The sequence below is a fragment of the Pseudomonas sp. QS1027 genome, assembly GCF_002814235.1.
Lineage (GTDB): Bacteria > Pseudomonadota > Gammaproteobacteria > Pseudomonadales > Pseudomonadaceae > Aquipseudomonas.
This window is the reverse complement of record NZ_PHSU01000036.1, coordinates 103,582-109,682: the sequence shown is the minus strand read 5'-3', so window position 1 is coordinate 109,682 and position 6,101 is coordinate 103,582. Positions and strand designations below refer to the sequence as shown.

Genomic DNA, 6,101 nt, shown 5'->3' with positions numbered 1-6,101 from the left:
CAAGTTCATCGCCAACCGTCGTCTGTCGCAGATCGGCTTGAAGGAAGAGTACCCGGGGACCACCAACCCGTTCCCATGGATGAGCGAGATCATGGACTTGAAGAAAGAGAAGAACTTCTTCGAGACCCGCGTGATCGAGTATCAGACTGGCGGGGCATTGAGCTGGGATTGATGCCGCTGTTCACCCTGGGTGAATAGCCTGGAATACCGAAAAGCCCTGAACCTGTTCAGGGCTTTTTCGTTTGCGTCTGATCACTGCGTTATGAAGCCAGGTGCTTCGCTTCCAGCCCTCGCGTTTCGATTACATCGAACACGTCACTGGCATCCTGTAGCAACAACCGCGAGATCGAGGCGATATTGCCCAGGTCTCGCGAGTCGCTATCGCTTAGCCGGCTGCAGGTGAACAGGATCATCAGTTTATTGACCGCCCGCATGCGCTCGCTGACGCAGGCATGCAGATCAACCAGCGGGGCATTGCGGTCGATGTAGAGAACAGGGAACTCAGTGGATACGCTGTCCATCGGGATAAAGCGCCTGGGGGTATGCTCGGTATTCATCGTAAAACTCCGTGTTACTGGAGAATGACCGCCCTTCACTGCGAAACGAATTGGGTGGCAGCTGTGCGCGGGTTCGCAGACCGACAAACACGGAAATCGGCAGGCTCGAAAGCCTCCCACACACAGCCACCATGAAACGAGCAGCAGAAATACAGCCGCCAACGCTTTCATGATGCTTTTTCGTGTTGTGCAAAAGGGCTGCGAAACCCTTCTCGCCAGATTATCCAGCGAGTGACTCAAACTCTAAGCCCGCCTCTCCATCTGGAACAATTCGCCATAGTGGGCAGGTGCCAGATGATCTTTCTGACTTAAACGTAGGACTGATTGCCGAAGGATGTCCGTTTGGTTTTCATGATCAGATGCTTCCACGTCGGCGTCGTGTCGCATTGTGAACGCCTACGTATATCCCATTGACATATCCCAGCGAGGGAATATTATGGGATATACGTCCGACATATCCCGAGGTGTATCGTGGAACAAGGCTCGATTTTTCAGAGTAACCGTAGCCAGGCGGTGAGATTGCCCAAAGCTGCAGCGCTGCCTGATGACGTGAAGCGCGTCGATGTCATTGCAATCGGCAGAACAAGGATTATCACCCCCGCTGGCGAATCATGGGATAGCTGGTTTGAGGGTGAGGGGGTGACTGCCGACTTCATGACTGAGCGTGAGCAACCCGCCGATCAGGTGCGGGATTCCTTTTAATGCTCAAATTCATGCTCGACACAAATATTTGCATTTTCACAATCAAGAATCGGCCCCAGCAGGTTCGTGAGGTATTCACGCGCCATCATGGGCAGATGTGCATCAGCTCGGTAACCCTGATGGAGTTGATCTACGGAGCGGAGAAGTCAGCCAATCCCGAGCGTAACCTGGCAGTTGTCGAGGGCTTCGCGGCACGGCTGGAAATAGTGAAATACGACGAAGGCGCAGCGGCGCACACAGGTCAGCTGCGTGCTGAACTAGCCACGGCCGGGAGGCCGATTGGCCCCTATGATCAGATGATTGCCGGACACGCCCGTTCGCTGGGGCTGATTTTAGTCACCAACAACCAGCGTGAGTTTGAACGGGTATTAGGGCTGCGGATTGAAGACTGGGTTGAGAGCTCATCCGATCCATTTGACGATCAACATCGCGCCTGATTTAGTCACAGGAAACCACTGGTTTTAGCCTCTCATGCCAGCCTTTCCGGCTGAAATTCTGAAACTGGCCGAAGAGGTGTCATTCCAGGCAGAAAAACTGACCGGAATGGCCCTTCCAGAAATAGCGATCAATGATGGTTTCCGAGGTTCGGTAAAGTTTTTTGCTCAACCGGACCCCGCCCTCGAAACCTATAGGTTGATGCTAGGAGGACGACGATAAGTGGCGAGCGCTTCCATGCTCTTGCAGTTCCTGCTCGATAAACGCCGCAATCATGGCCCGGTAGACCTGTTCGACCACATCGGGATTGGCGGCGTACTCCTCGGATAATGCCCGCACCTTGGCGATGACCTGCTCCACGCGCTGTGGAGCCCTGACTGCATCGCTGTCTTTCTTGAAGCGCGCGGCCTCAGTGACATAGGTACCCCGCTCGGCCAGCAGCGTTACGATCTGCCGATCCAGACGGTCGATGTTTTCGCGGACTTCTTCGAGTGATGTACAACGGACGGCCATATCGTTCTATCTCCTGTTGAGACCGGCCACTCTGGCTGATACATCTCTCCCTTTGCAACCCATCAGGCATACAACTCGCGCAACGCCGCCGTCGCCAGAAACCCCGAGCGCGAGGCGTAGCGATGATCCTTCTGGACACGTTCGTCGATCCGCTCAAGCAGGTGCTCGGGCAACGAGGCATTGAATCTCACCGACTTGCCCAGGTAAGGCGTCACATCGAAGTCGACGATGGCCCAGAGACCGCCGGCATAGTCCGGGTTATCCAGATAGACATCGGCCTCCCGCGCATGGGGTAACGGCTCACCGTCAGCCAGCAAACCCTCGAAATGCAAGGCCAAGGCCTCATGCACATTCTCCAGCGCTTCGGAAAAAGTGCTTCCGGCAGAAAAACAACCTGGCACATCCGGCACGGTCACGCCGTAGTCTGATTCCGCCTCTTTGTGTAGTACCACTGGAAATTTCATTGGATACCTCGCCCATATGGAAACACGTCATTACGGTTGCCATCGCTATACGCTGTGCCCTTGAGGCCAGCCGACTTCAATATGTTGTGGAGTGTTCCCTTCGGAATTTCCGTTTTGGGATGGGGAACAGTGACGCGGCCTGTCTTGCTCGGGTGCCGAAATTGGTGGTGACTTCCTTTCACCGCCACCTCATACCAACCATCGGCTTCGATCAGTTCAATGACCTCTCCGCTTCGCATGCTCACTCCTTGAGCTCTGTTGTGTAAGGTACACACGCGCGTGAATCACATCAAGCCAAAAATACACACCCTACACAACATTGTTTTTACCAAGCAAAGAAAGGCCGTGACAAGGCATGTCGCACGGTCAATGCCTGCACATGGGCAGGTCCAATCCTTACGAACACAACAGCCCGATACCGATAATCGGAATGCTGAAAAAAACGTTTGATCCGCCCCGAAAACAACTGTACAAAAACACAGTACTTTCAAATCAGCCGATCAAACCCGGAGAGAGCCATGTCCAGCCAAGCCGCCAGTCATGTGATGAGGACCACCGTTGAACGCATCGTTTTGCATCAATTCACGCCCCGGCACTGCCTGCAGGCGCGCGTCATGCTGGGCTGGAGTCATGAGCATCTGAGCCGGGAGTCTGGCGTCTCGGTCGCGGCCATCCATCGCTTCGAGGCGGGGGAATCACTCAAGGATGTTACCCGGCTGGCCCTGGCCTTTCGTTTCGAGGCAGAAGGCCTGGTGTTCTTCCCCGGGTTTGCCCCCGGACGTGGCATGAATATCCGCGGAACCACACCGGACCCGATCGAGCGCAAGGATTACGAACTGATCGAATAATCGGCTTACAGCGATGCAGCCGGCCGCTCCAGCGCGTACATCACCTGTTCGACCAACGCCTCCACCGGATAATCGGTAGCGTCCAGCCGTAGCACCGGACATGGCAGGCTCCTGATCCAGGTTTCATGCCGTTTGAGACTGCGGGTGCCATGGTCGCCGCTATCGTAGCCGGCCGCCCAGTCCAGGAAGGTACGAGTCGCGACAAATCGCTCTCCCCCTTCGAGGATCTGCGCACCGTAGCGCTGGAACTCACGAACGCGCAAACGCTGCAAGCGGACCTCAGGGTCGAGGCGCAGGAAAATCGCCAGGGTGAACGCCGGAATCAGGGGATCTCCCCAGCCACAGAGCGAGCCGGAGAGCACCCAGTTGTCCTGCCGGGCCAGTTGCTCACGTAGCAACTGCACCCGCTGGTCACGGGGACGCTTGCAACTGAAAGGCTTGTCGGCGGGCTGCCAGTAAAAGTTGTCCGAGTCAAAATGGGCAATTTCCAGACGCTCGGCCAGCGCCATGCCCAAGGTCGTAGTGCCGGAGCCCGACGCGCCGAAAAGATGAATTCGATGGGTCATGGTTGTTCCTGACGCTCTGCTTCCAGTCTCGAACTCATGGTAGACCCCTACTGGCCTGGGGTCTGTACGAAAAATCCCGCGCGCTGAGCGAGGTGTTTCCGTGCAACGGCTACATCTGCAATTGCAGCGAGCGCCGGATCACCTGCGGTGGCTGGCCATAGGCGCGCAGAAAAGCGCGGCGCATGCGCTCCGGATCGGCGAAGCCAGTGTCGCGGGCGACGATATCGATGGAGTGCCAGCCCGATTCCATCATCAACCGCGCCGCTTCCAGGCGCAGGTGTTCAATCGCCTTGGCCGGCGATTGGCCGGTCTCGGCACGAAACAGCCGGCTGAACTGACGCGGACTGAGGTGAGCCACTTGCGCCAGTTGCTCAACGGATAAATCTTCCCGCAAGTTCTCCTGGGCAAACGCCAGGGCGCTCTGAATACGATCAGACTTCGGATCGAGGTCCAGCAATGCGGAAAACTGCGACTGGCCACCCGCCCGGCGGTGATAGACCACCAGCGTGCGAGCAAGATTGCGTGTCACTTCCACTCCCAGGTCCTGCTCTACCAGGGCCAATGCCAGGTCAATACAGGCCGTCATGCCAGCCGAAGTCCAGATCGGACCATCCACGGTGAAGATCCGATCCTCTTCAAGTCGAACAGCCGGATGCAGTTGCTTGAAGATCCGCGCGTGATACCAATGGGTGGTCGCTCGTCGCCCCTCGAGCAGACCGGCCGCCGCCAAGTGAAACGAGCCGGTACAAGCCGAGGTGATACGCCGGGCAAAAGCCGGTGCGCCTCGCAGGTAGTCAATCAGGCCTGCCGTTCCTGGCACCAGGTCGTTATCACCCACCACCACCAGCGTGTCGTAATCCTGCACACCGAAGGGCTGGGTCTCGACGCTGAAGCCGATGGAGCTTTTGACCGTACCGCCGTGTTCGGAGAGCAGGTCCACCTGGTAGACCTCGCGCTCGACTTCCAGGTTGGCGTGCTCGAAAACCGTACCGGTCGCCAACGTCAGCGCCTGGAAACCCGGGAACAGGATAATGCCGATACGGATCATGGACAGGACTCGATAATGTCTTAAAAGGTGGGAGATATGACATTGCTGCCAATAAATTACCACCATAATCTTAATTCCAGCAACGCCGACATCTCGTCGACCACTCTGGAGCCTTGCAATGACTCAATCATCTTCGAAGGGTTTTGCCCTGATTACCGGCGCCTCCTCCGGCATCGGTGCCGTCTATGCCGACCGTCTGGCGCACGACGGCTACGACCTTATTCTGGTGGCCCGCAACCGCGAACGCCTGGAGCAACTGGCCGCACGGCTGGGCAAGGACACCCAACGGACCATCGAGGTGGTGCAGGCCGACTTGAATGACACGGCCGATCTGAAGCGGATCGGGAAAATCCTCGGGCAGGACTCGCGGATCACCCTGCTGGTGAACAACGCCGGCGTCGGGGCAACCACCTCGCTGCTGGAGTCCGAACAGGACAAAATGGATGCGATGATTCACTTGAACGTCGTCGCCCTGACCCACCTGGCCAAAGCGGCAGCGACCAACTTTGTGGCCCGCGCTGAAGGGACGATCGTCAATATCGCCTCCATCGTCGCCATCACGCCCGAATTGCTCAACGGTGTGTATGGCGGAACCAAGGCTTTTGTACTGGCCTTCACTCAGTCCCTGCATCACGAACTGAGCGGAAAAGGCGTGAAGGTCCAGGCCGTATTGCCAGGGGCGATCAGCACCGAGTTCTGGGACATCGCCGGGTTGCCGATCCAGCATCTGCCCGGTGACATTGTGATGAACAGCGACGATCTGGTGGATGCGGCGCTCGCCGGCCTGGCTCTTGGCGAGCTGGTTACTATCCCGTCGCTGCCGAATATTGCCGATTGGCAGGCCTTCGAACAGGCGCGCCAGGCCCTGAAACCCAACCTGTCGCACAAGGTGCCGGCGGCTCGTTATCTGAAAAGCTCCAGATAAAGACTGTGGGAGCGGTGCTTACCCGCGAAGCTTTTGGTGGCTT

At 57.2% G+C, this 6,101-nt stretch carries 10 protein-coding genes and 1 pseudogene; 5 read left to right on the top strand and 6 right to left on the bottom strand.

The genetic code is table 11. From position 1 onward, the window contains the following. Nucleotides 1-172, top strand: a pseudogene (locus CWE01_RS29845) (ribonucleotide-diphosphate reductase subunit beta); the annotation flags it as partial. Between the two features lie 88 nt (nucleotides 173-260). On the opposite strand, the gene CWE01_RS29840 reads toward CWE01_RS29845, so the two are convergent. Then, nucleotides 261-557: a fructose-bisphosphate aldolase gene (locus CWE01_RS29840; protein ID WP_100944169.1), complete on the bottom strand. Its 297-nt coding sequence runs from the start codon at nucleotides 555-557 to the stop codon at nucleotides 261-263. A 471-nt stretch (nucleotides 558-1,028) separates the two neighbouring features. Between CWE01_RS29840 and vapB the strand changes: the two genes are divergently transcribed. Beyond that, nucleotides 1,029-1,259 (top strand): type II toxin-antitoxin system VapB family antitoxin, encoded by a 231-nt coding sequence (vapB, locus tag CWE01_RS29835; RefSeq protein WP_100944168.1) that lies wholly within the window; start codon nucleotides 1,029-1,031, stop codon nucleotides 1,257-1,259. Then, nucleotides 1,259-1,696, top strand: a complete 438-nt coding sequence (gene vapC / locus CWE01_RS29830; RefSeq protein WP_100944167.1) for a tRNA(fMet)-specific endonuclease VapC — start codon at nucleotides 1,259-1,261, stop codon at nucleotides 1,694-1,696. The genes vapB and vapC overlap by 1 nt, the downstream gene beginning before the upstream one ends. Nucleotides 1,697-1,898: 202 nt before the next feature. Here vapC and CWE01_RS29825 read toward each other — a convergent pair whose 3' ends face one another. The 3 genes from CWE01_RS29825 to CWE01_RS29815 all read right to left on the bottom strand — a co-directional run bounded on the left by CWE01_RS29825 (nucleotide 1,899) and on the right by CWE01_RS29815 (nucleotide 2,910). Beyond that, on the bottom strand, nucleotides 1,899-2,207 hold the full coding sequence (locus CWE01_RS29825) for a chorismate mutase (protein ID WP_100944166.1): 309 nt from the start codon (nucleotides 2,205-2,207) through the stop codon (nucleotides 1,899-1,901). Between the two features lie 62 nt (nucleotides 2,208-2,269). Further along, complete coding sequence (locus tag CWE01_RS29820) at nucleotides 2,270-2,671, bottom strand: type II toxin-antitoxin system HicB family antitoxin (protein WP_100944165.1); 402 nt, start codon at nucleotides 2,669-2,671, stop codon at nucleotides 2,270-2,272. Next, nucleotides 2,668-2,910, bottom strand: a complete 243-nt coding sequence (locus CWE01_RS29815; protein ID WP_100944164.1) for a type II toxin-antitoxin system HicA family toxin — start codon at nucleotides 2,908-2,910, stop codon at nucleotides 2,668-2,670. The genes CWE01_RS29820 and CWE01_RS29815 overlap by 4 nt, the downstream gene beginning before the upstream one ends. Before the next feature lie 279 nt (nucleotides 2,911-3,189). Here CWE01_RS29815 and CWE01_RS29810 point away from each other — a divergent pair, with 279 nt between their 5' ends. After that, a complete protein-coding gene (locus CWE01_RS29810; RefSeq protein ID WP_100944163.1) occupies nucleotides 3,190-3,519 on the top strand; it encodes a helix-turn-helix transcriptional regulator in 330 nt (109 codons plus the stop codon). Nucleotides 3,520-3,524: 5 nt separating this feature from the next. On the opposite strand, the gene CWE01_RS29805 is transcribed toward CWE01_RS29810, so the two are convergent. Both CWE01_RS29805 and CWE01_RS29800 read right to left on the bottom strand, forming a co-directional pair. Continuing rightward, on the bottom strand, nucleotides 3,525-4,085 hold the full coding sequence (locus CWE01_RS29805; protein ID WP_100944162.1) for an AAA family ATPase: 561 nt from the start codon (nucleotides 4,083-4,085) through the stop codon (nucleotides 3,525-3,527). A gap of 109 nt (nucleotides 4,086-4,194) precedes the next feature. Beyond that, nucleotides 4,195-5,133 (bottom strand): GlxA family transcriptional regulator, encoded by a 939-nt coding sequence (locus tag CWE01_RS29800; protein ID WP_100944161.1) that lies wholly within the window; start codon nucleotides 5,131-5,133, stop codon nucleotides 4,195-4,197. Nucleotides 5,134-5,251: 118 nt separating this feature from the next. Here CWE01_RS29800 and CWE01_RS29795 point away from each other — a divergent pair, with 118 nt between their 5' ends. Beyond that, nucleotides 5,252-6,058, top strand: coding sequence for an SDR family oxidoreductase (locus CWE01_RS29795; protein ID WP_100944160.1), 807 nt, complete (start codon nucleotides 5,252-5,254; stop codon nucleotides 6,056-6,058). The last annotated feature ends 43 nt before the right edge of the window (nucleotides 6,059-6,101 follow it).